This window comes from Dactylosporangium sp. NPDC050588 (genome assembly GCF_040654975.1).
GTDB lineage: Bacteria > Actinomycetota > Actinomycetes > Mycobacteriales > Micromonosporaceae > Dactylosporangium > Dactylosporangium maewongense.
Window position 1 is genome coordinate 56904 of sequence record NZ_JBFAJA010000025.1, and the last position, 25318, is coordinate 82221.

Here is a 25318-nt window from a genome sequence, read left to right on the forward strand (position 1 = left end):
TGGGCGCCGGTTTCGGGGAGGGGGCCGCATGGTGAGCATTCGTTCGCGCAAGGGCGGCGGACTGGTCACGCTCGGCACCGTCGTGGGCCTGGTCGCCGTCCTCGGGCTGACGCTCTTCGGCACCGGCGCCGCCAACAACGCGGTGGCCAGCTATGACGTCAGCTCGTGGCTGTGGAGCAACGACAAGGGCGAGGTCGCCCGGGTCAACGGCGTCACCGGCAAGGTCGACACCCGCACGAAGATCACCGACGCGCAGGGCCACACGATGCAGGTGACCCAGAGCGACCGGTTCGTGATCCTGCGGGACCTCAACACCGGCAAGATCAGCGTGCTGGACCTGACCAGCCTGACGCTCGGCGCGACGACCCAGGCCACCCCCGGGCTCGGCGTCACGGTCGCCGTGCACGACGACGTCGCGTTCATCGTCGACACCGTGCAGGGGCAGGTGCGCCAGCTCGACCCGGCGACGCTGCTGCCGGTCGGCGAGACGGTGACGTTCCCGCCCGGGATCTCCGGCGGCACGTTCGACGACACCGGGCGGCTGTGGCTGCTGGTGCCGTCCGAGGGCACCGTCGTGGCGGTCAAGCCGGCCCCGGCGAAGAAGCCGAGCGGCGGCAGCGGCGGTCAAGGCGGCGGGCTCCCCGCCGACCCCACGAAGGTCAAGACGGTCAGCGTCGCCGAGCCCAACCACGACCTGGCGCTGTCGATCCTGGACACCGGCGTCGCCGTGCTCGACAAGACCGCCACGACGCTGACGACGCTGCGTGGCGAGGCCCTGAAGAAGGTGCCGCTGCGCCTCACCGGCAACGGCGCGATGCCGCAGCGCACCGTCGGCGGCGACGTGCCCGTGACCGTCGTGGACGACCGGCACGTCTATGTCGTCAACGGCGACGCGGTCAGCGACTTCACCGTGCCCGGCGAGAGCCCGAAGCTGCAGCCGTGCGTTGCCTGGTCGGGGCGCTTCTACTGCGCCGACGACTCGACCGGCACCGTGTACGTGCTGGACGCGACCGGCAAGCCGCTCGACGCGATCCAGATCAAGGCCGGCGGCAAGCCGCTGGAGATCGAGGTCCGTGAGGACCGCATGTTCATCAACGCGCCCGGCGGGTCGACCGCGCGGGTCGTGGACGCCAAGCACCACGTGCAGGTCGTCGACAAGTACAACAACGACGTGGTCGGCGGCGACGCCCCGCCGGTGCCGCCCCCGCCGCCGCCGGCGAAGCCGCCGGTCGGCCCGCCCGGCGCCCCGGCGCGGGTGACGGCGACGCCCGGCAACGCCTCGGCGCGGGTCACGTGGACCGCCGCGCCCGCCAACGGCAGCGCGGTCACGAAGTACGTGGTCGAGGGCGACGGCAAGCAGCACGAGGTCGGCGCCAGCCAGCGGGCGCTCGACCTGACCGGCCTGACCAACGGGCAGTCCTACAAGTTCACCGTCTACGCGGTCAACGCGAAGGGCAACGGGCCGAAGAAGGCCGCCAACCCGGTCACACCGACGTCGCAGGTGCCCGACGCGCCGGTGAGCGTCGCCGCGACCGCCAACCCCGACGGCACCGTCACCGTCACGTGGCCGGCCGCCAACGGGCAGGGGCACAAGATCGTCAAGTACACGATCACGACCGTGTCCGGCGACGAGTCCAAGACGTTCGAGTCGGCGCAGCCGACGTTCAAGGTGCCGGCCGGCGAGCTGCCCTACGGCACGCAGGTCGCGTTCCGCGTCGCCTCCATCAACGACATCGGCGCGAGCTCCGGCCAGTCGCCGCTGAGCCCGTCGGTGGTGCCGTTCGCCAAGCCCGGCGCGCCGGGCGGGCTGACGGTCCGCGCCGTGACCACGAAGCGGGGCACGATCGTCGCCGCGTGGCGCGCCGCGGAGGACAACGGCGCGCCGATCACCGGCTACCAGGCCACCGTCAACGGTGTGAAGCAGGACCTGGGCACCGCCCTGTCGAAGGAGTTCGGCGGGTTCGGCGACAACGAGCGGGTCACGCTGCAGATCAAGGCGGTCAACAAGGCCGGCGGGGGCGCCGCCGCGAACGGCGCGGCCAGCACCCTCGCCGCGCCGACCATGCGGGTCGACACCGCCAACAGCCGGGCCGCGCTGCAGTCGATCACGGTGGCGTTCACCGCGACCGACGGCGGCGGCGCGCCCGCGAAGTGCCGGCTCGACGTCGCGGGCGTCGGCGCGGTGGAGAACGCGTGCGCCGGCTCGCTGACCATGGGCGGCCTGTGGCCCAACACGGCCTACAACTACACGGTCACGGTCACCAACGCGGCGAACATGACGGCCAACGCGACCGGCTCGCTCTCCACGCCCGTCTACCGCGGCACCGTGGTCTGCGGCGACACCAGCTACTGCGGCCACGGCGCGCCCAACGGCGGCATCTGGGTGTACCGGACCGCGACGCAGAACGGCTCGTCCGTCGGCGACGTCTACGCTCCCGACAGCTACACCGCGATCTGTCAGACCAACGGGTCGAGCGTCAACGCGAAGCCGTGGGGCGGCAAGCAGACCGCCGTCTGGATCAAAATCAACTTCAAGGGCGAGAACTACATCCCGTACGCGTGGTTCGACCTGCCGAACGGCACCGGACCGCTGAAGCAGTGTTGAGCGCAGGAGCACAGTGAGCACACCCGAAGCACCGTCCCCTGAGGCAGGCCCACCGAGCCCCGAGGAGGTCGCGGCGGCGGCCGACCTCGTCGGCCGGCTCGCCCGCAACGTCGAGTCGATCGTGCTCGGCAAGCAGCAGGTGATCCGCTTGACGATGACCGCGCTGCTCGCCGAGGGGCACGTCCTGCTCGAGGACGTGCCCGGCGTCGGCAAGACCACCCTCGCCCGGGCGGTCGCGGCGAGCGTGCAGGGGCAGTGGCGGCGCATCCAGTTCACGCCCGACCTGCTGCCGTCCGACGTCACCGGCGTCACGATCTTCAACCAGGCGACCCGCGGCTTCGAGTTCCACCCCGGCCCGGTGTTCGCCAACATCGTCATCGCCGACGAGATCAACCGGGCCTCGCCGAAGACGCAGTCGGCGCTCCTGGAGGTCATGGAGGAGCGGTACGTCACCGTCGACGGCGTCCGGCACGCGGTGCCGAGGCCGTTCCTCGTCGTCGCCACGCAGAACCCGATCGAGATGGACGGCACCTACCGGCTGCCCGAGGCGCAGCTCGACCGGTTCCTCATGAAGCTCGCCGTCGGCTACCCGAGCGAAGCGGTCGAGATCGAGGTGCTGCGCGGCGCCGTGACCCGCTCACCCGAGGCCCTGGACGCCATCACCGACACGCAGGTGGTGGCGCAGCTGGTCCGGCTGGCCCGGCGGGTCCACATCGCGGAGCCGCTGCTGGGCTACGCCGTCCGCCTGGGCAACGCGACCCGCGGCCACCCGCGGGTGCGGGTCGGCGTCAGCCCGCGTGGCGTCATCGCGCTGACCCGCGCCGCGTCGGCGTACGCGCTCATCGACGGCCGCGGGTACGTCGTGCCGGAGGACCTCAAGGCCCTGGCGGAGGCGGTGTTCGCGCACCGGCTGCTGCTGTCGCCCGACGCGCAGGTCCGCGGCGTCGCGCCCGGCGACGTCGTCCGTGAGGTGCTCGACGCGGTGCCGGTGCCCGTGCCGGCCGCCCCGCCCGCCACGCCCGCCACGGTCTGACGATGCGGCTCACCTCCCGCGGGGCCGGTCTGTCCGTGGCCGCGCCGGTGCTGCTCGCCGTGGGGTTCGTGTTCCAGTACGCGCAGCTCACCGTCGTCGGCACCGCCGCCGTCGCGGCCGTGCTGTTCGGCTTCGCGTACGTGTGGTGGCGGCCGCGGCTGACCGTGACCCGCGCCGTCGACCCGGACCGGGTCATGCGCGGCGAGTCGAGCACGGTGACGCTCACCGTCGGCAACAGCAGCCGCCTGCGCGGCGCGACCCTCATCGCCCACGACCGGTGCGGCCCGGCGACCGTGCCGGTGCCGCTGCTGCGCCTCAAGGCGGGCGGCACGACCACCGCCACCTACCCGGTGCCGACGGACCGGCGCGGCGTCGTCGAGGTCGGGCCGCTGCGGGTGGTGCGGCGCGACCCGCTCGGGCTGCTCACCCTGGCCCGCGGCTACGGCGGGGTCAGCAAGGTGTGGGTGTACCCGACCGTGCACCACCTGACCGCGGTGCCGACCGGGATCATGCGGTCCCTGGACGGTCGGGTCGACAAGGTGCCGCACGGCAGCATCACGTTCGACACCCTGCGCGAGTACGTGGTCGGCGACGAGCTGCGGCACGTGCACTGGCGCACGACCGCGCGGGTCGGCGAGCTGATGGTCCGCGAGCACCTGGACACCAGCCTGCCGCGCCTGGTCGTGCTGCTCGACGACCGGCTGTCCGCCTACCCCGACGCCGATCGCGCCCACCTGAGCGCGCTCTTCGAGTCCGCGTGCGAGGCGGCGGCGTCGATCGTGATGGCCGCGTTCCGGGAGGAGCTGCCGGTGGCGCTGCGCCTGGCCGGCGGCGGGTTCGCGGCGGGCAAGGACACCCGCGCCTACCTGGACCTGCTCGCCGAGGCGACCCTGCGGAAGACCGACGAGCTGCCGGCGACGGTCGCGCAGCTGCGGACCCGCCGCGCCGGCGACACGCTCGTCTACCTGACCGGGCCGGGCGGCGTCGCCGACCTCGGCCGGGTGGGGACGTTGCGCGCCGCGTACCCGTCGCTGGTCGCCGGCGCGTTCGGCACCGAGGACGGCGAGGTCCCGACGGCGCTGGAAGGCCTGCGGGTGCTGTCGCCGGCCGACGGCGCCGACTTCGCCGCCGCGTGGGACGGGGTCGGCGCATGGTGAGGCGCCTCCTCATCGCCGTGGCGCTGCTCGGCATGCTGGTCATGGCCGCGTTCGCCCTGGCACCGATCTACCACGGGCCGCTGCTGCTGCAGCTGATGGCCGGCGCCGCCGCGGGCTCCGTCGGCATCAGCTTCGCCGCCCGGCGCCTGCCGGCCTGGAGCGCGGCGCCGCTGAGCGTCCTCGGCCTGACCGGGGCCGTCCTGCTCGCCATGCGGGTCTCCGCCGCGGCGGCCGGCGTCGACGGCAGCGTCCCCGCCCTGCGCGAGGCGCTGCGCAACAGCATCCCCCGGCTGCTGCTCGCCCTGATCCCGATCGAGCCGCAGCCCGACACGGTGCTGCTGCCGGTGATCCTGACCTGGCTCGCCGGGCTGGCCGCCGGCGAGCTCGGGATCCGCTACCACCGGGTCCTGCTGTCCTACGCGCCGCCGACGGTGCTGTTCGGCGGCGCGCTGTACCTCGTCGGCCCGAACGGCTCCGCCGCCGGCTGGGTGCCCCTCGCCTACTCCGGGTTCGCCGTGCTGGGCCTGATCGTGTCGAACCGGCCGCCGACGGAGGACCAGCGGGTCAGCGCGGACCAGCTGCGCACGCTGAGGCTCCGGGTGGGCGCCGGGGCCGTCGCGGGCCTGGCCGCGATCGTCGCGCTGTCGCAGCTGCTCGGGCCGAGCGTCGCGGCGAAGGTCGGCACCAGCCCCGTCGAGCCGCGCAACATGGTGACCCCGCCGCAGCTCGACTCGCTCGACGAGAGCCCGCTGGTCCGGCTGTCGGGCTGGGCGCTCAACCACGACCAGCACCTGTTCGACGTGGAGGTCACCGGCACCGACGCGCCGCCGCCGATCCGCCTCGCCGTCCTCAACGATTACGACGGCGTCACCTGGCGGGTCGGCGCCACCTACCGCAACGCCGGCCGGGTCGTCGCGGCGAGGCCCGTCCTCACCGACCCGCAGGTCCGGCAGGCGTTCCGCATCGCCGACCTCGACGGGCGGCTGCTGCCGGGGATCGCCACCCCGGAGGAGGTCAACGGGGTCCGGGTCGCCGTCGACACCAGCGACGGCACGATGATCCTGTCCGACGGGCTGCGCCCCGGCCTCGAGTACAGCGTCGTGTCCCGCGTGCACCGCCCCGACGAGAACGCGATGCAGGTCGCCGACGTGCCCAACACCGACGCCGTCGCCCGCCACCTGGCGCTGCCCGGCAAGGTCCCCGACTCGATCGCGCAGCTCGCCCGGCACCTCGGGGAGGGCGTGTCGTCGCCGTACCAGAAGGCGTTCGCGATCGTCGGTTGGCTGTCGGAGCATTACAAGGTCGTCGGCGACGCGCCCAGCGGCCACGCCTACCCCAACGTCGAGTACTTCCTGTTCGGCCCCAAACAGGCCGGCGGGCAGAAGGGCACGTCGGAGCAGTTCGCGGCGGCGTTCGCGGTCCTCGCCCGGCTGATGGGCCTGCCGACCCGGCTCGCCGTGGGGTTCCGCGTCGAGCCGGGCCGCAACGAGGTCCGCGGCGGCGACGCGGTCGCGTGGCCGGAGGTGCTGTTCAACGGCGTGTGGGAGCCGTTCGACCCGATGCCGAAGGCCGACACGGTCCAGCGCCCGACCGAGGACGACTTCCGGCCGAAGCCGCCCGCGTCGCAGCCGCCGCCGGAGACGGTGCCGGCGCCGTCGGACTCGGCCGCCCCGCAGTCCCCGAAGCCCAGCGTCACGCCCTCCACGGAGGCCGGGCCCCGGCGCTCGTCGGGGGTGGCCGTCACCGTCACCGCCGGGTCGCTGCTGCTGGCCCTGTTGGCGTTGGCGGCGTCGGTACCGCTGGCCCGCCGGACCCGCCGCCGTCGCCGACTCGGCAGGGGGACGCCGGAGCAGCGCGTCGAGGCGGCCTGGGCGGAGGTGCTGACGGGCCTGCGCCTCGCGGGCCGGCCCGCGCCGCCGCACCTGTCCGCGTCGGAGGTGGCCGGATACGCGGCGACCGCCGCCACCGGCCGCGCGCACTCCAAACCCGGTGGGGTGGCCACGATCCGCTCCGCCACGCCGCCCGTCGACGACCTCGCGGCGCTGGTCAACACCGTGGCGTTCGCCTTCGCGGGCAGCGTCTCGCAGGAGCAGGCCGCCCGGGCCACCGTACAGGCCGTCGCCTACGTCGACGAGCTGCGGGCCAGGCGGGGGTTCTGGCGCCGGCTGCGGTGGAGCCTCGACCCCCGCCCGTTGTTCTGGAAGTAGCGTCAGGCGGGGTTGTCCGCGTGGGTCAGGGTCTCCCACGCGACGAACAGGTTGTTGCTGCCGGCCGGGCGGGACTGCTCCGTCAGCCGCTGCGTGTTGGACATCGCGATGCCCATCCGGTTGTGCAGGGCGTTGTAGCCGACCTCGGTGACCGGGCCGAGGCCGAGCGTCAGCTTCCCGCCGCACAGCCACGACGGGACGCTCTCGCCCAGCTGGTACCTGCTGTGGAAGCCGAGCGCGTGCCGCAGCCGGTCGGCGATCTCCGGGTACACGTCCTGGCCCTGGATGCGGGTGGTCTCCGCGATGTGCGAGATCGCCGAGATGCCGTAGCCGGTGTGGGTGAAGTCGCGGCAGGTCTCCTGGGAGAGCCCGTCGACGAACGTGCTCTGCCCCTGCCAGTAGTTGACGATCTCGGTGCGGGTGTCGATGCTGCCGATGCCCTTGGGCAGGGCGCCGTCGGCGGTGACGTACAGGTAGGCGGGCACCCGGGCGCGGAACTTCGCCATGGCCTTGTCCCAGCTAGTGCGGTCCTCCAGGAAGACGGAGATGCCGATCGCGGCCTCCATCATGGACAGTTCCCAGTTGCCGTTGCTGCTGGAGCCGTTGATGAGCTTCGGCAGGTACACGGTGCGCAGCATCGTGCCGAACCGGGCCTGGTCGGGCCACGACGGGTAGGTGTAGCGGATGATCTCGGCGGCGCGTGGCCAGCTCGACCCGGCCCAGCCGGTCTGCAGCGGCGCGTTGCTGTTGGTGTGGTCCTTGATCGTGGCGGACCAGGCATCCATGATCGCGATGGCCTTCGTGGCGTACCGGCTGTCCCGCGTGACGTACCAGGCCAGGGACAGCGTGTAGGCGGCGAGGGCGTCCTCGCGCTCGTCGGTGCAGCCGTAGTTGGGGTTGGAGTAGGAGCCGCACTCGACGACGGCCCGCGGCTTCGGGGTCCGCGACAGCGACGCGTAGCGGCTGCCCATCATCTGGTCGTACGCGGCCTTCCACGGCTGCGCGCCGGCCTGCACCTTGCCGCGGACGAAGTCGAGCTGGGCGCGGCTGACGAAGACGCCCGGGTGGGCGAACGTGGCCGGGGCGGCGGCCACGTTCGCGGCCCCGGGGCCGGTCGTCGCCTGCTGCTTGGTCACGGCGGCGACGGCGTAGGTGGTGCCGGCCACCGCGATCGCGACCGCGAGCCCGGCGGCGCCGAGGACGAGTCTGCGCATGGCGCTCCTCTTTCGGTTGGACAACTGTAAGTCAGGTTGCCTAACCGTCGCTGCTCGATCGGCGCGGGTCAATCGTGCACAGGAAGACTTAAGCCGCGCTTCGAGTCAGGATCAGGTCCGCGCGGTTGCGGGTGCCGGCGATGACGGCCGCGTTGCGCTCGTCGCTGCGCTCCACCCAGTCGTGGGCGTCGTGCAGGTCGAGGCCCTTCGCCAGCTGCCGGCGCACCAGCGAGTCCTGCCGCAGGTCGTCGGGCGCGTCCAGGTAGAGCGCCAGGTCCAGCAGGTCCCGCACCGCCGCCCAGGGGCCCTCGTCGAGCAGCAGGTAGTTGCCCTCCACGACGATGACCCGGACGGTGGCGGGCACCGGGATCACGCCGCCGATCGACTCGTGCAGCGTGCGGCTGTAGCTCGGGGCGTACACCAGCTCCTCGCCGGCCCGCAGGCGCCGCAGCAGGTGGACGAACCCGGCCGCGTCGAACGTCTCCGGGGCGCCCTTGCGGTCGGCGAGGCCGAGCCGGTCCAGCTCCGCGTTGGACAGGTGGAACCCGTCCATCGGCACGGCCACGCTGCCGTCCAGCGCCGCGGCGAGGGCCGTGGACAGCGTCGACTTGCCGGCGGCCGGCGGCCCGCAGATGCCGATGATCGTGCGCCCCTCCTGCTGGCGGACGAACGGCTTGATGACCTCGAGCGCCTCGCTGAGGACGTCGGGTCTTCTCATGCTTCCGCGTTTGCCTGCAGGCTCGCGGCGAGCCCCCGCATGCCGGCCAGCCAGCGGTCGGTGTCGCTCGCCCGGTGCAGGTAGTACTTCTGGACCTCGGGGTGCGGCAGGATCAGGAACCGCTCCGCGGCGAGCCCCTCCACGACGGACGCGGCGACCTCCTCCGGCGGCAGGACCGCCCCTCCGGCGGCGGTGACCTTCGCGCCGATGTGACCGGCGGCGAGCCCGTCCTGCATCATCGGCGTGTCGACGCCCTGCGGGCACAGGGCGCTGACCTTGATCCCCCGCGTGCCGTACGTGATGGACAGCCACTCCGCGAACGACACGGCCGCGTGCTTGGTGACCGCGTAGGGCGCGTCGCCGACCGCGGTCAGCAGCCCCGCCGCCGAGCAGGTGTGCAGCAGGTACCCCTCGCCGCGCTCCAGCATGCCCGGCAGCACGGCGCGCGCGGAGTAGATGTGCGACTGGACGTTGACCGCCCAGGTCCGCGCCCACGTCTCCGCGGACGCCTCCAGGCCCTGGCCGGTGAGGATGCCGGCGTTGGCGCAGAACAGGTCGACGCGGCCGAAGCGCTCCTCGGTCTCGGCGACCAGCTCGGCGACCTGGTTCTCGTCGGTGACGTCGACGGCGACCGCCCTTGTCTCCGTGCCGATCTCCGTGCCGACCTCGCCGGCCAGCGCCTCGGCGGCGTCGCCGTCCAGGTCGGCGAGGATCAGGGCGGCGGCGCCCTCCGCGGCGAACCGTCGGGCCAGGGCGGCGCCGATGCCGCCGGCCGCGCCGGTGATGACGGCGACCTTGTCCTTGAGCTCCATTTACCGGGCCCCCAGCTCGCGCAGCGTGTCCAGCAGGACCTCCGGGCCGCCGGCCGCCAGCTCCGGCGTCGGCAGCAGCGCCATGACCGGGGTGGTGACGCCGGCGTCGGCGTACCGCTGGACGTGCTCCCGGCACCGCCGCGGGCTGCCGTGCACGATCAGCGCGTCGACGACCTCGTCCGGGATCGCCCGCAGGGCCGCCTTGCGGTCCTTGGCGGCCCACGCGTCCCACATCGCCTTGAGCACCTCGCCGCGGCCGAGCCAGCGGTGGAACGCGGCGTACGCGGGCACGGTCAGGTACGCGGCGATCAGCCTGCGGGCGGTCTCCCGCGCCACCTGCTCGTCCTCCGTCGGGCAGACGAAGATGCGGGCCGCGACCTCCTTCTCGCCGTTCTCGCTGTTTTTGCTGTTCAGCTCGGCGCGGACGGTCGCGACGTCCTCCACCGACAGCCAGTTGAGCACCACGCCGTCGGCCTCGGCCGCCGCCAGGCGCAGCATCTTCGGCCGCAGGGCGGCGAGCAGCAGCTTCGGCGGCGTGACCGGCGGCCGTTCGAGGCGGAAGCGCCTGACCTGGAACGTGTCGAACGCCCCGTCGACCATCTCGCCGGCGAGCGCCGTGCGCAGGAACCGGAGCACGTCCCGGCTGCGCTCGTACGGCCGCTCGAACGGCACCGCGTTCCAGTCGCCGACCACGACCGGCGACGACGCGCCGATGCCGAGCGCGACCCGCCCCGGCGCCGCCTCGGCCAGGGCCGCGGCCTGCATGGCGATCAGCGCGGGCCCGCGAGTGAAGACCGGGACGATCGCGGTGCCCAGCCGCAGCCGCGGCGACCACACCGACGCCAGCGCCAGGGGTGTGAACGCGTCCGTGCCGGAGACCTCGCTCGACCAGACGTCGGTGAACCCCAGATCCGGCAACGCCTGCAGCAACCCCGCGTGCTCGGGCAACGGCACACCGGTCAGCGGCACCGTCAGCCCCCATTGGCTGGTCATCAACCGATCATCTCCGTGACACGGCTCGTGTGGCAAGCGAGAGGGCCGGGTAGCCTTCCGCTGGTTTCCCACACTGGTCCGCGTTGACCCGATCGAGAAGGAGCAACCTCATGCTGGGTCTGGAAAAGAAGCTCATGAAGGAATGGGAAGGCAAGAGCGCCCAGGAGATCGCGGACGCCCCCGTCACCGCGATCGCCGGCGTCACCGAGGGCGACGCCGAGAAGCTCCTGGCCGCGTTCGGCATCAAGACCGTCCGTGACCTGGGCACCAACAAGTACTTCCGCTGGGCGCAGGGCCTCGTCGCGCTCGCCGACTGATCGCGCTTCCGCTCCAGGTGCTTGCTCTGGGCCGCTCCCGCGCTGTTCGCGGGGGCGGCCCTCGGCGTGCACGGGCGAGATACGTTTGCGGCATGCGACGGCGTCACGTGCTCACCCTGGCCGCCGCCGGTGCCGTGACCGCCGGCTGCTCGACCCGCCGGCGCACGCCGTCCACCGACGCCTCCGCCCCGTCGGCGTCCGCCGCGCCGGCCGGCCTGGCCTTCCCGAAGGGGTTCGCCTGGGGTGCGTCGACGTCGGCGTACCAGGTGGAAGGCGGCGCGACGGCGGACGGCCGGGGCCCGTCGGTCTGGGACGTGTTCAGCCACGAGGCCGGCCGGACCAGGGACGGCGGCACCGGCGACGTCGCCGCCGACCACTACCACCGCAGCTACGAGGACCTCGACCTCATGCGCGACCTGGGCCTGAAGAGCTACCGCTTCTCGATCTCGTGGCCGCGGGTCCTGCCCACCGGCCGCGGCACCGTCAACGCCAAGGGCCTCGACTTCTACCACCGGCTCGTCGACGGCCTCCTCGCGCGCGGGATCACTCCGCTCGTCACCCTCTTCCACTGGGACACCCCGCAGGCGCTGCAGGAGGCGGGCGGCTGGACCAACCGCGACTGCGCGTCGTGGTTCGCCGACTACGCCTCCATGGTCTGCTACTCCCTCGGCGACAAGGTGCAGACCTGGCTGACCCTCAACGAGCCGAAGACCGTCACCGAGGTCGGGTACACCGCCGGCGTCCACGCCCCCGGCGTCCGCGACCGCCGCGTCGCCAACGTCGCCGCCCACCACCTCCTGCTCGGCCACGGCCTGGCGGTGCAGGCATTCCGCGCCACCGGCCGCAAGGGCCGCATCGGCGCCGCGCTCAACCTCTCCCCCGTGTACCCGGCCGACGACTCCGACGCCGCCCGCAAGCAGGCGGTCATCGGCGACGCGGAGGAGAACCGGCGCTGGCTCGACCCTGTCCTGCTCGGCCGCTACCCCGACGACTGGCTGGCCACCCAGCCCGCCGACGCCCCCGTCCGCGCCGCCATCCACGCCGGCGACCTGGCCGTCATCGGCACCAAGAGCGACATCCTCGGCGTCCAGTACTACAACCCTGCCTACGTCACGGCGACGGGCGCCCGCGTCCAGAAGCACCCCACGTCCCAGGCGAGCTGGCAGCAGCTGTACCCGCAGGGCCTCTACGACCTGCTCACCCGCATCCGGCGCGACTACGGCGACATCCCGCTCACCATCACCGAGAACGGCATCCCCTCGGTCCACCCCACCGACGACGAGGACCGCATCACGTTCCTGCGCGACCACCTGACCGCCGCCCACCGGGCCATCCGCGAGGGCGTGCGGCTCGAGGGCTACCACGTCTGGTCCCTGCTGGACAACTTCGAGTGGGCCGAGGGCTACACCCAACGCTGGGGCCTCATCCACGTCGACTACTCCACCCAGCAACGCCACCGCAAGGCCAGCGCCGACTGGTACCAGCAGGTCATCGCCCGCAACGGCATCTGACCCCGGCCCGGTCCGCACTGGGTCCGGACCTGGCCGCAGGTTCGGCTTTGCTTCCGGCTCGGGGCGCGACCTCCAGTTTGGGCTCGACCTCCGGCTCGTGCGTAACGCGGCCCGTGCGTAACGCGGCCCGTGCGTAACGCGACCCGGGCGTGACGCGACCCGGGCCCTGTGCCGGTTCGAGCGACACGGCTCGGGCGCGACCTCCGGCTCGGGCGCGACCTCCGGCTCGGGCGCGACCTCCGGCTCGGGCGCGACCTCCGGCTCGGGCGCGACCTCCGGCTCGGGCGTGCATCGCGGGGATGCGGCACCGGGCGGCGGCGTTCCGGGGGGTCGCTGGAGGCCGGGCCCCGGGCGGGTGGTCGGTTCGCGGTGGTAGCCAGGATTCCCGTTCGGGAGCAGTCATGGGCGCGACCTCCTGCTCGGGCGTGACGCGGCTCGGGTCCTGTGCCGGTTCGGGCGCTGAGCTCTGGTTCGCGTCAGCCGAGCCAGCCCGGTTTGACGAGGCCTGCCTCGTACGCGAACACTACGAGCTGCGCCCTGTCCCGCGCCCCCAGCTTGATCATCGCCCGGCTGACGTGGGTCTTCGCCGTGGCCGGACTGACGAACAACCTCGTCGCGATGTCCTCATTGGACAGTCCTGCTCCGACGAGCGCCATCACCTCCCGCTCCCGATCCGTCAGCACCGCCAGCGACATCGGCGCCAGCGGCGCCCGCGACCTGCTCGCGAACTCCTCGATCAGCCGCCGCGTCACCCCCGGCGACAGCAGCGCGTCCCCGCCCGCGACCGCCCGCACCCCCCGCAGCAGGTCGACCGGCTCGGTGTCCTTGACGAGAAAGCCACTCGCCCCGACCCGCAGCGACTCGAACACGTACTCATCCAGGTCGAACGTCGTCAGAATCACGATCCGCACCTGCGCCAGCCGCGCATCGGCCACGATCTGCCGCGTCGCCTCAAGCCCGTCGAGCACCGGCATCCGGATGTCCATCAACACCACGTCAGGCCGCGTCTGCACCGCGAGCCGCACCGCCTCGGCCCCGTCCGCCGCCTCCCCGACCACCTCGATGTCAGCCTGCGCATCGAGCAACGCCCGAAACCCGGCCCGCACCAACGCCTGGTCATCCGCCAGCAGAACCTTGATCACCCGTCCCCCTCCCCCACCACCGATGATCCGGAAGACTTCTCGTCGCCCTGACCGCAACAACCATTCCGGATCATGACTGCTCCCGAACGGGAATCCTGGCGACCACCGCGAACCCACCACCCGCCCGGGGCCCGGCCTCCAGCGACCCCCCGAACGCCGCCGCCCGGTGCCGCATCCCCGCGATGCCATTGCCTTCACTACGCACCGACGAACCACCGCCAGCGCCCGCGTTGGCACCCGCACCCACACCCACCTGCGCGGAACCCGCACCCGAACCAGCCTGAACAGCACCCACACCCACCTGCGCGGAACCCGCACCCGAACCAGCCTGAACAGCACCCACACCCGCCTGGCCAGAACCCACGCCCGCATCAGCCTGGACGGAACCCACGCCTGCACCAGCTCGGGCAGGACCTGCGCCCGCACCGACCTGGACGGAGCCCTCGTCATCGCCGTCGCCGCCGTCGCCGAGCCGGTCACTGACCGGGTCGCCCTGTGTCGTGCCGGCGGTCTGCTCGGGCCCCACTCCGACCAGGGCCGGCGCGCTCGCTTCCCCGCCCGTGGATGCAGCATCAGCGGCGCCAGGCGACCCGGAAACGGAATCCGGCGCACCCTTCTTCGTCGCGTTCGACGGAGACCTGCGCCCATCGGGACCGGCGATCGACGAGCCGACGACGGTCGATGTGCCGGCTGCGCTCAGCGAGCGGGTCACGGGCGGCGAGTCGCTCGCAGGCGCGGACGGCTTGGCGGTCGCGGGCGACTGAACGGTTGCGGGCGGCTGGGTGGGCGTGGGCGGCTGAGCGTGGCCGTCGTCGGTGATGTGGAGCGTGAGCTCGGTCGGGGTGTAGCCGATGGCGATGGTGGCGGAGGCGCCGGGGCCCGCGTGGCGGCGGACGTTGGTCAGGGCCTCCTGCACGATCCGGAACGCGGCGCGGTCGACCTGGGGTGGTAGCGGGCGCGGCACGCCGGTCGTGTCGACGGTGACGGGCAGGCCGACGGCGCGGGCCTCCTCGGCGAGGCGGTCGAGGTCGCGCAGGCCCGGGGCGGGCGTGCGGGGGGCGGCGCCGGCGGGGTTGAGGCCGGCGAGGACGGAGCGGGTCTCGCGCAGCGCCTCGGCGCTGGCGTGCTTGATGGCGGCGAGGGCGACCCTGGCCTGCTCGGGCTGCTCGTCCATCAGGTGCAGGCCGACGCCCGCCTGGACGTTGATGAGGGACAGGTGGTGGCCGATGACGTCGTGCAGCTCACGGGCGATGAGGAGCCGCTCGTCGCTGGCCTGGCGACGCTCCTGCTCGGCGCGGGCCTTCTCCTCCTCGGCGCGGGCGACCTGCTGCTGCGCGGACCAGTCGCGGGCCATCTGGGAGTAACGCATGCCACGCACCCGGGCGGCCTCGCCGAAGCCCGCGATGACGAGGCACCAGACGCCGATGAGGATGACGCGGGGCAGCGACTCGTCGCCGCGGACCAGCACGGCGAACACACTGAACGCGGCGGCGACGGCCGCCCAGGTCAGCCAGCGATAGCCCGAGGCGAGAGCGGTGAACATCGCGACGATCGCGGCGACGAACCCGGGGCCGTCGGGATAGCCCATGCTGAAGTAGGCGGCGGTCGGCACCAGCGCGCCGACGAGGGAGACCAGCGGCCAGCGCTCGCGGACCGCGAGGGCGATGGGGCCGGCGAGCAGCAACAGATAGGCGGTGCCGTCCAGGACGTGCGGGCCGGTCGAGCCATAGGCCGCGGCGCGGGTGCCGAGGACCTGCACGAGGGCCATGGCGATGACGATCGCCGCCGGGTGCGGGCCGCCGCCCCATCGCCTGCGGCCGTGGCGCTCCATGGACTCCATGCGGTGCGCGAGCCGCGCGGCGTGCCGGGCGTCGCGCGCCTCGCGCAGCTCCCGGGTCCAGGGCGGTCGTCGTCTCACATCGCCCAAGGTAGTCCAGCGCCGGGACCAGCGGCGTCGCACTCAGGTCGCGCGGTCACGTACTCCCTGGGTCGTACGTCGGCGGCTGGTGTGCGACCTGGGAAGTACAGGACGACACGACACAGGTGCGACGCGCGTGGCGGCGGTCAGCGGCAGGCTGAGAGCAACAAGGAAGGGGGCCGAGATGGCCGGCGATCGGGTGCGAGCCTCCGACAAGGAGCGCGAGCAGTACGCGAACATGGTGCGGGCCGGGATGACGGAGGGGCGGCTCACGCTGGAGGAGGGCGAAGAGCGGCTCACGCAGGTATATGCGGCGAAGTTCCGCGACGAGCTGCCGCCGGTGACCGCCGACCTGCCCGACGGGGGGCGGCGCGGGCTGTTCGAGCTGCCGGAGACGCAGGCGGAGTTCCTGCGGCAGGGCCGGCGGCACCTCGCACGGCACGGCGCGTTCGTGGCCTTGGTGGCGGTCGCGCTGACCGGGCTGTGGGCGCTGTCGGGCGCGCACTTCTTCTGGCCCGCGATCCCGCTGTTCTTCCTGGTGCTCAGCGTCTTCAGGCACGCCCGCTGGCGGCGGTGGGCGGCGTCGGGTGGCGCGCCGTGGTCGGGGGGTCCGACGTGGGGGCGGCGGCACTGGGTGCACGGCCACGGTCATGGGCCGTGGGCTGCCGCCTCGGACCGGCACGGCTGGAGCTGAGCCAGCCGTCCCGGCGGGGCGTCGCCACCAGCGCAGCGCCCCGCCGCGGCCGCGACCGGCGCCGGGGAGCAGCGAAACGGCGCTGTGAAGCCGGGGAGCCGCGACCGACGCGGCGTCCGGCCGGGGAGCAGCCAAGCGGGGAGCAGCGAAACGGCGCCGTCAAGCCGAAGAGCCGCGACCGACGCGGCGTCCGGCCGGAGAGCCACAAAGCGAGGAGCAGCGAAACGGCGCCGTCAAGCCGAAGAGCCGCGACCGACGCGGCGTCCGCCCGGGGAGCAGCCAAGCGGGGAGCAGCGAAGCAGGAAGCAGCGAACGGGGAGCAGCGAAGCGGCGGTGCGCGGGGCCGGCAGTGCAAGAGCTGAGGCAACCGCGACGGCCGGCAGCGGCAGTACAGGAGCGGAGACGACAGCAGCGGTCGGCACCGGGGGAACGCGACGGCCTCGCCGGCCGCGGCACGACGGCAGAGAAGCTGGGGCAACCCGTGAGGCGCCCTGCGGGAACGGCACGACGAGACGACGAGAGGCTGGATGTGGCATGTACCGAACCGAGCTCAAGGGCAGGGTCGCGGTGGTGCTCGGCGGTGCTGACGGGGTCGGGGCCGCGGTGTGCCGGCTGCTCGCCGCCCGTGGGGCCCGCATCGCCGTCATCGGCGACGACGAGGCCCAGCTGCAGGACCTGGTCGACGAGCTGCGGTGGGTGGGTGCGGACGCCGTCGGGATCGTGTCGACCGGGGTTGACACGGCGTCGGTGCACGCGGGGGTGCTCACCGAGGTCGGGGTTCCCGACCTGCTGTTCGTCGTCCCGTGTACGGGTGGCGGCGGCTTCCGCGCGAGTGTCGACAGTGGACTGACGGCGACGTTCGAGGCGTTGCAGGCGTTCGTGCCGCGGATGGCGGAGGCGCGGACGGGGACGGTGGTGACGGTCGCGCCGTTCGGCACGGATGCGGCGACGAGCGCGGTCGGCGGTGGGGTGACGGCGCTCACGCAGCACGTGGCGCGGGAGGTCGCGGCGTCGGGGGTGCGGGCGAATGTCGTGTCTTGGACACCACAGGCGGAGCGGGTGGAGGATGTGGCCTTCGCCGCGGTCTACCTGGCCTCGGACGCGCCGCCGACGATGACGGCGACCACCTTCGACGTGGCCGGCAGGTGAACGCGGCTGTAGCTCCTATGTACGAATTCGGGTCCACATGGGATAGTCCGGATCATGATGGGCTCTTCGCATGCGCTGTCCGGGGCGGCCGTGTGGCTGGCCGGCTCCCTGGCGCTGGACCAGCTCGCCGACTTCCACCAGACGCCGCTCCAGCTGGCGGTCGGCACTGCGATCTGCGCCGGGGGCGCGCTGCTGCCTGACCTCGACCTGTCGGGGCGGGTCACCACCCGGCAGGGCGGTGCGACGGTGGCGCACACGTTCGGGGTGCTGACGCTGTTCCTGGCCGAGGTGGTCGAGAAGTTCTCGCTGGGCGTCTACATGCTGACCCGCCTCAAGCGCGACCCGCGCCGCCGCAACGGGCACCGGACCCTGACGCACACCATCGTGTTCAACGTCGGTGTCGGGTACGGCACCCTGGCGCTGTGCAACGCGTTCGGCAAGTGGGCCGTCATGGGCGTGCTGTTCTTCGCGTTCGCGATGGCGCTGCGCGGGCTGTTCGAGCGGTGGGCGGAGCGCGCCGGCTGGCTCATCGTGACCCTCGCCGCCGCGGGGGCCGCGTACCTCGTCTACGAGCGGCTCCCCGGCGACCGCGGCTACCCGCTGCTCGGCATGGCGGTCGGCGTCGGCGGGCTCATCCATCTGGCCGGCGACATGATCACCCGGCACGGCTCCCCAATCTTCTGGCCGATCCCGACCGGCCGGCGGCTGTGGCGCAACATCGGCCTGCCGCACTCGGTGGCGCTGACCGCGGGTGACAAGACCGAGACGGTCGTGCTGCGCATCGTCTTCACCACGGTCGCGATCTTCGCCGGTTCCCTGCTGGTCGCGCCGGTCCTGCTCGAACGGTTCAACATATCCGTGTGAACGATGACGACGAGGTCCCCGCGTTCTGGCAGGCGCTGGGCCTGCCCGGCCTGTTCGACGTGCACACGCACTTCCTGCCCGAGCGCATGATGCGCAAGGTCTGGGCCCACTTCGACGCCGGGGGTCCGCTCGTCGGGCGGCCATGGCCCATCCGGTACCGCGGAAGCGACGCCGAACGGGCGGACCACCTCCGCGAGATGGGGGTGCGGCACTTCACGGCCCTGGCGTACGCGCACCGTCCCGACATGGCCGCCGACCTCAACGCGTGGACGCTCGGCTTCGCCGCCCGGACGCCGGGGTGCGTGCCGAGCGCGACGTTCTACCCGGAGCCCGGCGTGCCCGGGATCGTCGACGCGGCGCTCGACGGCGGCGCCAGGATCTTCAAGGTGCACCTGCAGGTCGGTGGTTACGACCCGAACGACCCGCTGCTGGAGCCGGTCTGGGGCCGGCTCGCCGAGACCGGTACGCCGGTGGTCGTGCACGCCGGTTCCGGTCCCGTCGCCAACGGGTACACCGGACCGGGCCCGTTCGGCGAGGTGCTGCGCCGCCACCCGTCGCTCGTCGCGGTCATCGCCCACTTCGGCGCGCCCGAGTACGAGGGCTTCCTCGACCTCGCCGACCGGTACGCCAACGTCATGCTCGACACGACGATGGTCTTCACAACGTTCTTCCCGGGTTTCCCGCCGGAGCTCCTCCCCAGGGTGGAGGAGCTCGGTCTCGCGGGTCGCGTGCTGCTCGGCAGCGACTACCCGAACATCCCGCACCCTTATGCGCACCAGCTGGACTCGTTGCGGCGCCTGGGGTTCGGCGACGACTGGCTGCGGGCGGTCTGCTGGGGCAACGCGGCGGGCATGATGGAACGGTGACGAACTCCTTCCACGGCCTGGCGGAGCTGGTGCTCGCCGGCCCGCAGTACCGGCGCAGCGGCACCATCCGGCTCAGGGTCACGCCGGCCGGTTTCGCCACCGTCGCCGCACCCGACGTGCAGGCCGAGGCCGACGCGCTCGTCGTCGACGGGCGCCGCATCCCGTACGAGGGGCAGACGTTCGCCCAGCTGGCGGCGGCCGCTGGGCTGGACGTCGGCGCCGCCGAGGGCGTCTACAAGGACGGCTCCGGCGCCCGGCCCGGCGACCCGGTCGTGACCACCGGCGCGAGCACCGCCCTGGGCGCCCTGGCGGTCGGCGACGCGGCGCTGCGCCTGTTCGCGCCGGACGCCACGCCGGTGCTGTGGCCGGAGCACTTCGACGTCGGCATCTCGCTCGACGAGGTGAACTACGGGGTGTCCACGGGCGACTCGGCGATCCCCGAGCCGTACGCGTACGTCGGCCCGTGGACGCCGCGCGAGGGCGCCTTCTGGAACGTGTCGTTCGGTGCCGCACGACCCTTGAGCGCCCTCGGCGACGCGACCGCGGTGGCCGGGTTCTTCGCGGAGGGCCGCGCCGCCGCTGCCGGCTGAGACGAGGCCGGGCGCCCGCCCTGCCCGCGGAGCGTCGCGGGCAGGGCGGCACGACGCAAGCAGGGCGGGCGACGTTGCCGTGCGCGGCCAGGGATCGGGGATCGTCGGGCAGGCCGAGGGCCCGCGCGCCTTGCCGAACCGCGAAGGTGCGCGGCCCGGGCGGCGAAGGTGCGTTGCCCGGGACGGCGTTGCGGCGGGCGGTCAGCGGCGTTTGATCCACCAGATGATGCCGAACACGACGGCGAAGCTGGCGGCGGCGGTCACGACGTACGGGACGGCACGGCGCACGACCGCGCCGACTCCGCTGACGGCGAGCAGGTCGATCGGCTCCACCTCGTCGTCGGGCTGCACCGACACGGAGGCCTCCGACAACGCCGTGGGCGCTGACCGCGCCCCCTCAACCGTGACCGAGTCCGACACCGCGGCCGGCTCCGGCACCGCAGCCGGCTCCGGCACCGCGGCCGGGCCTGAACCCGAGTCCAAGGCGGCCGCTGAAGCCGGCCCCGCGGCCGTGGCCGGCGCGGCGGCCCCGCCCGCGGCGAGCTTGCCGGCCAGACAGTCGGCGAACTGGCCGATCAGCTTCGCGCTCACGTCGCCGATGAGGCCGCGGCCAAACTGGGCGGCCTTGCCGGTGATGTCGAGGTCCGTGGCGACCTCGACCCTCGTGCCGCCGTCGCCGGCCTCGTGCAGCTGCGCCGTCACCCTCGCCGACGCGGTGCCGCCGCCCCGGCTGTCAGCGCCGGACGCGGTGAGCACCACCCGGTGCGCGGCCTCGTCCCGCTCGACGAACCGGCCCTTGCCCTTGAACGTGAGGCTCACCGGGCCCAGCTTGACCTTGACGGTCCCGGCGAAGTCGTCGCCCTCGAAGGAGGTCAGCGCGGCGCCCGGCATGCAGGGCGCGATCCGCTCGATGTCCAGCAGCACGTCCCACGCCTGCGACGCCGGGACGGGCACGGTGAAACTGTGTTCCAGCAGCACGGTCGTCAGACCCCCAGCGCTCGGCGGCAACGGCCCGCCCGGTGATCCGGACCGCGCTTCCGACCATAGTCCCGTCGGCGCGCGCCGCGCAGCACGGCCACGCGACAGGTTCCCCGCCAGGTTCCCCGACCGGGTCCGGCGCGCCGCGGGGATGAGGGCCGCCCGGAACCGGACGGCCCCCTGACGGGCGTCTCAGACGCCCAGCGCCCGGCACACCGCCCGCGTGGTCAGCACCCGCGCCAGGTCGCGCCGGTAGTCCGCGGAGGCGGTGAGGTCGTCGACCGGTGACGTGCCGGAGGAGGCGGAGACGCAGGCCGCCGCCACCGCCTCGGCCGTCGTCGGCGCGCCGGTCAGCGCCGCCTCGACCTCGACGGCGCGGTGCGGCACCGGCCCCATGTTGGTCAGCGCGACCCGCGCCCCGGCGATGGCGCCGTCGGAGCGGGACACCGCGACCGCCACGCCGACGATCGCCCATGCCTGCGCCGTGCGGTGGAACTTCTCGTAGTGCGCCGACCAGCCGTCCGCGCCCGCCAGCCGCACCTCGACGAGGACCTCGTCGGGGGCGAGCGCCGTGGTGAACAGGTCCACCGCGAAGTCGGCGGCGCTGACGGACCGCCGCCCGGCGGGGCCCTGGACGACGTACGTGGCGTCGAGGGCGGCCGCGACGGCGGGCAGGTCGGCGGCGGGGTCGGCGTGCGCGAGGGACCCGCCGATCGTCCCGCGGTGCCGCACCTGCCGGTCGCCCACGGTCGCCGCCGCGGCCGCGAGCAGCGGCGCGTGCCGCTGGACCAGCGGCGACGACGCCACCTCGGCGTGCGTGGTCATGGCGCCGACGACGAGCGTGTCGCCGTCGAGCCGGACCCCGCTGAGCCCGGGCACGCCGGCCAGGTCGACCAGCAGCGCGGGCGCGGCGAGGCGCAGCCGCAGCACCGGCAGCAGCGACTGCCCGCCGGCGAGCACCTTGGCGTCGTCGGACGAGCCGAGCGCCGTCACCGCTTCTTCCACTGTGGACGGTTTCAGGTAGTCGAACGCGACGGGGATCACGCCGCACCTCCGCGCTTGATCGCCCGCCACACCCGTTCGGGCGTGCAGGGCATGGCGATGTCGTCCACGCCGTACGGGCGCAACGCGTCGACGATGGCGTTGACGACGGCCGGGGTGGACGCGATGGCGCCGGCCTCGCCGACACCCTTGACGCCGAGCGGGTTGGAGGTCGCCGGCGTCTCCGTGCGGTCGGTGACGAGGTGCGGCAGGTCGGCCGCGCTGGGGATCGTGTACTCGACGAACGACCCGGTCAGCAGGGTGCCGGACTCGTCGTACACCGCCTGCTCGTGCAACGCCTGTGCGATGCCCTGCGCGACGCCGCCGTGCACCTGGCCCTCGACGATGAGCGGGTTGACGACCTTGCCCACGTCGTCGACCGCCACGTACCGGTGGATGCCGACCCGCCCGGTCTGGGTGTCGACGAGCGTCGCGCACAGGTGGGTGCCGTGCGGGAACGAGAACGTCTGCGGGTCGAAGGTCGCGTCCGCGTCGAGGGTCGCCTCGACCCCGTCGGGCAGGTCGTGCGCCGCGAACACCGCGAACGCCGTGTCCGCGATCGTCTTGGCGGCGTCGGGTGTACCGCGGACACGGAAGGCGCCGCCGGTGAACTCGATGTCGTCGGGGCTGCACTCCAGCATGTGCGCGGCGACGACGCGGGCCTTGTCGCGCACCTTCCGGCACGCCTCGACCAGCGCGACCCCGCCGACGGCGAGGGAGCGGGACCCGTACGTGTCCAGACCCTTGTGCGACGTGCGGGTGTCGCCGTGCAGGACCTCGACGTCCTCGAACGCGACCCCGAGCTCGTCGGCGACGATCTGGCTCCACGCGGTCACGTGCCCCTGCCCGTGCGGGCTGGTGCCGGTGACCACCTCGACCTTGCCCGTCGGCAGGACCCGCACCGACGCCGTCTCCCAGCCGCCGGCGGCGTACCGCAGCGCGCCCAGGATGCGGGAGGGCGCGAGGCCGCACATCTCCGTGTAGGTGGACACGCCGATCCCGAGCTGCACGGGGTCGCCGCTGTCCCGGCGGCGCCGCTGCTCCGCGCGCAGGCCGGCGTAGTCGAACAGGTCGAGGGCCTTGTCCGTCGCGGCGTCGTAGTCGCCGGAGTCGTACACGAGGCCGGCGACCGTGGTGAACGGGAACTCGTCCGCCTTGATCCAGTTGCGGCGGCGCAGGTCGACGGGGTCCATGCCGAGCTCGTCGGCGAGGTCGTCCATGGCCCGTTCGATGGCGTACGTCGCCTCGGGCCGGCCCGCGCCGCGGTAGGCGTCGGTGATGGTCGTGTTGGTGAAGACGCCGACGCACTCGAAGCGGTACGCGGGCACCTTGTAGATCGAGTTGAACATGAACGCGCCGAGGATCGGCACACCCGGCCCGACCAGCCCCAGGTAGGCGCCCATGTTGGCGATGAGCTTCACGTCGATGCCGGTCAGGGTGCCGTCGCGGCGGGCGGTGAGCGTGATGTCCTGGATCTGGTCGCGCCCGTGGTGCGCCGACAGCATCGACTCGCCCCGGGTCTCGGTGTACTTGACCGGCTTCTGCACGCGCTGTGCGGCGAAGAACGCGATCATCTCCTCCGGGGTGACCTGCAGCTTGCCGCCGAAGCCGCCGCCGACGTCGGGGGCGATGACCCGGATCTTGTGCTCGGGCACGCCGGTGAGCAGCGCGTAGAACACCCGCAGGATGTGCGGGATCTGGGTCGCCGACCAGATGGTGTACTCCCCCATCCCTGGGTCGACGACGACGCTGCGGGGCTCCATGAACGCGGGGATGAGCCGCTGCTGGACGTACCGGCGGCGCAGCGTCACCTCGGCGGTGGCGGCCTCGGCGGCGACGTCGGTGCCGGTGCCGGCCTGCGCGGAGTCGAAGATCCAGGTGTACGAACGGTTCGTGCCCTTGTCGGGGTGGACGAGCCCCTCGTCGCGCGCCGCGGCCTCCAGGTCCAGGACCGGCGGCAGCGGCTCGTACTCGACCTCGATCGCCTCGAGCGCGTCGGCGGCGGTGTCGCGGTCACGGGCGACGACGACGGCGACCGCCTCGCCGTGGTGGCGCACGAAGCCGTCGGCGAGCGGCGGCCGGACCGGGTGCACGATGTCCTCCGTGACCGGCCAGGCGCACGGCAGGCTGCCCTGGATCCCGGCGACGTCGGCCCCGCTGAACGCGTCGACGACGCCCGGGATCCGCAGGGCGGGACCGACGTCGACGGCGGTGATGCGGGCGCTGGCGTGCGGGCTGCGCAGGATCGCCAGGTGCAGCATCCCGGGCAGCGCGATGTTGTCGGTCCAGCGGGTCCGGCCGGTGATGAGCCGCGCGTCCTCCTTGCGCCGGCGCGCCGCGCCGACCTCCCCCGCGCTCGCCGACGGCTCGGCCACGGCGGTCATGCCGTCACCTCCGCCGCGCTCCGGCGCCGGCATGACCCGAACCCCGCGCCCATGATGACCAGCCCTCCGCTGCGCTCCTGGCCGGTCATGCCGTCACCTCATCCTTGAGTGGGACGTCCTCGCCGGCCGCCTGCAAGGCCGTTGCGGCGGACTGCACCGCACGGACGATGTTCTGGTAGCCGGTGCAGCGGCACAGGTTGCCGGACAGGCCCTCGCGGATCTGCTCCTCGGTCGGCGCCGGGTTGTCGCGGAGCAGGTCGACGGCGGACAGGATCATGCCGGGGGTGCAGAAGCCGCACTGCAGGGCGTGCAGCTCGTGAAACGCCTGCTGCACGGCGTGCAGCGCCCCGCCCGGGCCGGCGAGGCCTTCGATGGTGGTGACGGCGGCGCCGTCGGCCTGGACGGCGAGCACGGAGCAGCTCTTGACGGAGTGCTGGACGCCGTCGGGGTCGCCCATCAGGACCGTGCACGAACCGCAGTTGCTGGTGTCGCAGCCGACGACCGTGCCGATTTTGCCGAGACGTTCTCGCAGGTGATGAACCAGGAGAGTCCGGGGCTCGACATCGTCGACGTAGCGACTGCCGTCGACGTCGACGCTCACCCGGACGCGATGGGAAGAGGACACGCTTGACCTCCCGCGGGGACGTGCCGAAACGGCCCGTCGCGCGGCGGACGCACCCGGGCCACTGCCTGATCAGCAGATCGCACAAGCAGTGATCAACGCAACCCTCCGCGGGTCTTGACTTCGATCAGCTCCGCCAGACCGGCGACGAGACCGTCACGGACGGCGGCGGCGAAGTGTCGGCTTCCTGACTCCCGCCCGAGTGTCGATCGACGGCGATATGGGTGAGGATCGACGGATCGACCACCACGGTGCAGCGCGGCACGAGCTGGAGGCGTTCCTCACCCTTGCGGAGGAGCTGCACTTCGGCCGCGCCGGCATGCGCCTGCACGTGTCGACGGCGCGGATCAGCCAGGCGATCAGGTCGCTCGAGCTGCGGGTCGGTGCGCGGCTGTTCGCGCGGACGAGCCGCCGGGTGGCGCTGTCACCGGACGGGCAGCAGCTGCTCAACAACCTGCGCCGCGGCCGCGACCAGCCCGGCTGCCAGCCACCGGACGGTTAGC

Annotated in this window: 22 protein-coding genes; 12 read left to right on the forward strand and 10 right to left on the reverse strand. The window is 73.3% G+C overall.

The features are described 5' to 3' along the window. The first annotated feature begins 28 nt into the window (after positions 1-28). From AB0I21_RS19175 to AB0I21_RS19190, 4 genes are read left to right on the forward strand one after another with little or no spacing between them, the layout of a single operon-like run. Positions 29-2605 (forward strand): fibronectin type III domain-containing protein, encoded by a 2577-nt coding sequence (locus tag AB0I21_RS19175; RefSeq protein WP_360562755.1) that lies wholly within the window; start codon positions 29-31, stop codon positions 2603-2605. Positions 2606-2618: 13 nt separating this feature from the next. Continuing rightward, positions 2619-3638 (forward strand): MoxR family ATPase, encoded by a 1020-nt coding sequence (locus AB0I21_RS19180; RefSeq protein ID WP_360562757.1) that lies wholly within the window; start codon positions 2619-2621, stop codon positions 3636-3638. Positions 3639-3640: 2 nt separating this feature from the next. Continuing rightward, positions 3641-4795 carry a DUF58 domain-containing protein gene (locus AB0I21_RS19185; RefSeq protein ID WP_360562759.1) on the forward strand — a complete coding sequence of 385 codons (1155 nt, stop codon included), beginning with the start codon at positions 3641-3643 and terminating at the stop codon, positions 4793-4795. Then, complete coding sequence (locus AB0I21_RS19190) at positions 4789-7002, forward strand: transglutaminaseTgpA domain-containing protein (RefSeq protein ID WP_360562761.1); 2214 nt, start codon at positions 4789-4791, stop codon at positions 7000-7002. Before AB0I21_RS19185 ends, AB0I21_RS19190 begins: the two co-directional genes overlap by 7 nt. A gap of 2 nt (positions 7003-7004) precedes the next feature. Here the strand turns inward: AB0I21_RS19190 and AB0I21_RS19195 are convergent, their stop codons facing one another. The 4 genes from AB0I21_RS19195 to AB0I21_RS19210 form a co-directional block, all read right to left on the reverse strand. Then, positions 7005-8216, reverse strand: coding sequence for an alginate lyase family protein (locus AB0I21_RS19195; protein ID WP_360562763.1), 1212 nt, complete (start codon positions 8214-8216; stop codon positions 7005-7007). Between the two features lie 88 nt (positions 8217-8304). Further along, positions 8305-8934: a nucleoside/nucleotide kinase family protein gene (locus AB0I21_RS19200; RefSeq protein ID WP_360562765.1), complete on the reverse strand. Its 630-nt coding sequence runs from the start codon at positions 8932-8934 to the stop codon at positions 8305-8307. Then, a complete protein-coding gene (locus AB0I21_RS19205; RefSeq protein WP_360562767.1) occupies positions 8931-9746 on the reverse strand; it encodes an SDR family oxidoreductase in 816 nt (271 codons plus the stop codon). Before AB0I21_RS19205 ends, AB0I21_RS19200 begins: the two co-directional genes overlap by 4 nt. Further along, positions 9747-10721, reverse strand: coding sequence for an LLM class F420-dependent oxidoreductase (locus AB0I21_RS19210; RefSeq protein WP_360562851.1), 975 nt, complete (start codon positions 10719-10721; stop codon positions 9747-9749). Between the two features lie 128 nt (positions 10722-10849). Here AB0I21_RS19210 and AB0I21_RS19215 point away from each other — a divergent pair, with 128 nt between their 5' ends. Both AB0I21_RS19215 and AB0I21_RS19220 read left to right on the forward strand, forming a co-directional pair. After that, the gene (locus tag AB0I21_RS19215; protein WP_360562769.1) at positions 10850-11056 is read left to right on the forward strand and encodes a hypothetical protein; all 207 of its coding nucleotides are present in this window, start codon (positions 10850-10852) and stop codon (positions 11054-11056) included. A gap of 92 nt (positions 11057-11148) precedes the next feature. Next, complete coding sequence (locus AB0I21_RS19220; protein ID WP_360562771.1) at positions 11149-12567, forward strand: GH1 family beta-glucosidase; 1419 nt, start codon at positions 11149-11151, stop codon at positions 12565-12567. A gap of 476 nt (positions 12568-13043) precedes the next feature. Here the strand turns inward: AB0I21_RS19220 and AB0I21_RS19225 are convergent, their stop codons facing one another. After that, a complete protein-coding gene (locus AB0I21_RS19225) occupies positions 13044-13709 on the reverse strand; it encodes a response regulator transcription factor (protein ID WP_344502876.1) in 666 nt (221 codons plus the stop codon). A 70-nt stretch (positions 13710-13779) separates the two neighbouring features. Then, positions 13780-15627: a histidine kinase gene (locus AB0I21_RS19230; RefSeq protein ID WP_360562773.1), complete on the reverse strand. Its 1848-nt coding sequence runs from the start codon at positions 15625-15627 to the stop codon at positions 13780-13782. 184 nt (positions 15628-15811) lie between these two features. On the opposite strand from AB0I21_RS19230, the gene AB0I21_RS19235 reads away from it, so the two are divergent. The 5 genes from AB0I21_RS19235 (at position 15812) to AB0I21_RS19255 (ending at position 19790) form a co-directional block, all read left to right on the forward strand. Next, the gene (locus AB0I21_RS19235) at positions 15812-16321 is read left to right on the forward strand and encodes a DUF1707 domain-containing protein (RefSeq protein ID WP_360562775.1); all 510 of its coding nucleotides are present in this window, start codon (positions 15812-15814) and stop codon (positions 16319-16321) included. A 534-nt stretch (positions 16322-16855) separates the two neighbouring features. Beyond that, complete coding sequence (locus tag AB0I21_RS19240; protein ID WP_360562777.1) at positions 16856-17470, forward strand: SDR family NAD(P)-dependent oxidoreductase; 615 nt, start codon at positions 16856-16858, stop codon at positions 17468-17470. Positions 17471-17524: 54 nt separating this feature from the next. After that, complete coding sequence (locus AB0I21_RS19245; RefSeq protein ID WP_360562779.1) at positions 17525-18334, forward strand: metal-dependent hydrolase; 810 nt, start codon at positions 17525-17527, stop codon at positions 18332-18334. Beyond that, a complete protein-coding gene (locus tag AB0I21_RS19250; RefSeq protein WP_344502882.1) occupies positions 18331-19200 on the forward strand; it encodes an amidohydrolase family protein in 870 nt (289 codons plus the stop codon). The genes AB0I21_RS19245 and AB0I21_RS19250 overlap by 4 nt, the downstream gene beginning before the upstream one ends. After that, on the forward strand, positions 19197-19790 hold the full coding sequence (locus AB0I21_RS19255; RefSeq protein ID WP_360562781.1) for a hypothetical protein: 594 nt from the start codon (positions 19197-19199) through the stop codon (positions 19788-19790). Before AB0I21_RS19250 ends, AB0I21_RS19255 begins: the two co-directional genes overlap by 4 nt. 201 nt (positions 19791-19991) lie before the next feature. On the opposite strand, the gene AB0I21_RS19260 is transcribed toward AB0I21_RS19255, so the two are convergent. The 4 genes from AB0I21_RS19260 to AB0I21_RS19275 form a co-directional block, all read right to left on the reverse strand. Further along, on the reverse strand, positions 19992-20768 hold the full coding sequence (locus AB0I21_RS19260; RefSeq protein WP_360562783.1) for an SRPBCC family protein: 777 nt from the start codon (positions 20766-20768) through the stop codon (positions 19992-19994). A 192-nt stretch (positions 20769-20960) separates the two neighbouring features. Further along, positions 20961-21812: a xanthine dehydrogenase family protein subunit M gene (locus AB0I21_RS19265; RefSeq protein WP_360562785.1), complete on the reverse strand. Its 852-nt coding sequence runs from the start codon at positions 21810-21812 to the stop codon at positions 20961-20963. Further along, positions 21809-24193, reverse strand: coding sequence for a xanthine dehydrogenase family protein molybdopterin-binding subunit (locus tag AB0I21_RS19270; RefSeq protein ID WP_360562787.1), 2385 nt, complete (start codon positions 24191-24193; stop codon positions 21809-21811). The genes AB0I21_RS19265 and AB0I21_RS19270 overlap by 4 nt, the downstream gene beginning before the upstream one ends. 85 nt (positions 24194-24278) lie before the next feature. Further along, on the reverse strand, positions 24279-24818 hold the full coding sequence (locus AB0I21_RS19275) for a (2Fe-2S)-binding protein (RefSeq protein ID WP_344502887.1): 540 nt from the start codon (positions 24816-24818) through the stop codon (positions 24279-24281). A gap of 217 nt (positions 24819-25035) precedes the next feature. Between AB0I21_RS19275 and AB0I21_RS19280 the strand changes: the two genes are divergently transcribed. Further along, a complete protein-coding gene (locus AB0I21_RS19280) occupies positions 25036-25317 on the forward strand; it encodes a LysR family transcriptional regulator (RefSeq protein ID WP_344502888.1) in 282 nt (93 codons plus the stop codon). Position 25318 lies beyond the last annotated feature (1 nt).

Bases quoted from the DNA above. Each gene is read 5' to 3' on its own strand.
- AB0I21_RS19245 (WP_360562779.1), top strand. From the start codon at position 17,525: ATGATGGGCTCTTCGCATGCGCTGTCCGGGGCGGCCGTGTGGCTGGCC.
- AB0I21_RS19235 (WP_360562775.1), top strand. From the start codon at position 15,812: ATGGCCGGCGATCGGGTGCGAGCCTCCGACAAGGAGCGCGAGCAGTAC.
- AB0I21_RS19205 (WP_360562767.1), bottom strand. From the start codon at position 9,746: ATGGAGCTCAAGGACAAGGTCGCCGTCATCACCGGCGCGGCCGGCGGC.
- AB0I21_RS19270 (WP_360562787.1), bottom strand. From the start codon at position 24,193: ATGACCGCCGTGGCCGAGCCGTCGGCGAGCGCGGGGGAGGTCGGCGCG.
- AB0I21_RS19200 (WP_360562765.1), bottom strand. From the start codon at position 8,934: ATGAGAAGACCCGACGTCCTCAGCGAGGCGCTCGAGGTCATCAAGCCG.
- AB0I21_RS19195 (WP_360562763.1), bottom strand. From the start codon at position 8,216: ATGCGCAGACTCGTCCTCGGCGCCGCCGGGCTCGCGGTCGCGATCGCG.
- AB0I21_RS19220 (WP_360562771.1), top strand. From the start codon at position 11,149: ATGCGACGGCGTCACGTGCTCACCCTGGCCGCCGCCGGTGCCGTGACC.
- AB0I21_RS19190 (WP_360562761.1), top strand. From the start codon at position 4,789: ATGGTGAGGCGCCTCCTCATCGCCGTGGCGCTGCTCGGCATGCTGGTC.
- AB0I21_RS19280 (WP_344502888.1), top strand. From the start codon at position 25,036: ATGGGTGAGGATCGACGGATCGACCACCACGGTGCAGCGCGGCACGAG.
- AB0I21_RS19185 (WP_360562759.1), top strand. From the start codon at position 3,641: ATGCGGCTCACCTCCCGCGGGGCCGGTCTGTCCGTGGCCGCGCCGGTG.
- AB0I21_RS19240 (WP_360562777.1), top strand. From the start codon at position 16,856: ATGTACCGAACCGAGCTCAAGGGCAGGGTCGCGGTGGTGCTCGGCGGT.
- AB0I21_RS19215 (WP_360562769.1), top strand. From the start codon at position 10,850: ATGCTGGGTCTGGAAAAGAAGCTCATGAAGGAATGGGAAGGCAAGAGC.
- AB0I21_RS19175 (WP_360562755.1), top strand. From the start codon at position 29: ATGGTGAGCATTCGTTCGCGCAAGGGCGGCGGACTGGTCACGCTCGGC.